The 1,537-nt window shown below is 72.4% G+C and carries 2 protein-coding genes; one reads left to right on the forward strand and one right to left on the reverse strand.

The window, feature by feature from the left end; genetic code table 11:
* On the reverse strand, nucleotides 1–637 hold a 637-nt coding region (locus tag WA805_RS16510; RefSeq protein ID WP_425242776.1), incomplete at its 3' end, for an EamA family transporter.
* Nucleotides 638–737: 100 nt separating this feature from the next.
* On the opposite strand from WA805_RS16510, the gene WA805_RS16515 reads away from it, so the two are divergent.
* Nucleotides 738–1,537: LysR family transcriptional regulator (locus WA805_RS16515; protein WP_425242777.1), on the forward strand; the 800-nt coding region annotated here is incomplete at its 3' end.

Below are 1,537 nucleotides of genomic sequence, written 5' to 3' on the forward strand. Positions count from 1 at the left end.
GCACCAGGACCAGCGCGCCCGCGGTCATCGCAACGGCGAGGCTGCCGCGGCCGGGCACCGCGGCGCTCACGCGGGTGCCCGTGATGATGTACGTGGCCCAGAACGCACCGGAGGCCAGGGCGAACGCGACGCCCGCCAGGCTGAGTGGACCGTACCCGCCGGCCGCGGTGCCGTGGCTTTCTGTGAGGCCGAGGATGGCCACGCCGGTCACGGCCAGCAGGACCCAGCCGAGGTCGCGCAGCCGGCGGGACAATGCGGCGGAGAGGGTGAGCGGGCCGAGGAACTGGATGGTCACCGCCGTGCCCAGGGGGAGCCTGGCGAGGGCGGCGTAGAAGAACGCGTTCGTCCCGGCGAGGCTGACGCCATAGAGCAATACAGCCTGCCACTGCCTCCTGCGCCAGCCGCGGACCCGGGGCCTGGTCACGGCGAGCAGCACGATAGCGGCCAGCCCGAGGCGCAGCAGGGTCGCGCCGGGGGCGCCGAGAACCGGGAACAGCCGCATCGCGAGCGCCGCGCCGGCCTGGAGCGACGAACACGAACCGAGCACGAGGAGAATCGCCGGCCCGGGAAGCGGCCGGCGCCTCACCGGCGTGGCCAGTGAGGTGGCAGCGGTCATCGTGGCGGTCTGTCCTGGCATACATCTACAGTCGCCAATCAGGAACGTTTCGTCCAGCGAATGATTCTGAGCAATACTGATAAGCAAATCTGACCAATAATTCCGATGGGAGGCGCGGGCCATGCTCGACGTGCACCGCTTGCGGCTACTGCGCGAGCTGGACCGCCGCGGAACCCTCGCCGCCGTGGCGCGGGCCTTGTCCTATAGCCCGTCGGCGATTTCCCAGCAGCTGAGCCAGCTGGAGACCGAGACGGGAGTGCCCTTGCTCGAGCCGGCCGGACGCGGAGTCCGGCTCACCCCGCAGGCCCGCATCCTGGTCGAGCACACCGAGGCGATACTGGAACGGCTCGAGGAGGCGGAGGCCGACCTGCGCGCCTCGCTCGCCGAAGTGCGCGGCACCCTGCGGGTCGCCTCGTTCCAGTCGGTGCTGTTCGCCCTGGTCCCCTCGGTCCTGACGCGCCTCGCCGGACGCCACCCGGGACTGCGGGTCGAGATCGCGCACCAGGAGGCGGGCCCGGCGTTCGCGGGCCTGCTCGCGCACGACTTCGACATCGTTCTCGGCGAGGAGTACCCGGGCACCGCGCACCCGCCGGTCGCCGGAGCCCGCACCCAGCTGCTGGCGAACGACGAGCTCTTCACCGTGTTCCCGGCGCACGGCCGGTACGCCGTTGGCGGCGAGCCTGGCACGCAGGTGCGCCTCGCGGACCTGGCAGGCGTCCCGTGGATCTTCGACCCGGCGGACACCGGGCCCGGCCAGTGGGCGCGCAACGCCTGCCGGGAGGCGGGCTTTGAGCCGGACGTCCGCTACGTGGCCTCGGACCTCCTGCTGCAGATCCACCTGGCGGAGACCGGGCACGCCGCCGCGGTCATCCCCGGCCTGCTGCTCGCCGCCGTGCCCCGCCCGGCCGCGCGGATCATGCC

This window comes from Trebonia sp. (assembly GCF_049794275.1).
Taxonomy (GTDB): domain Bacteria; phylum Actinomycetota; class Actinomycetes; order Streptosporangiales; family Streptosporangiaceae; genus Trebonia.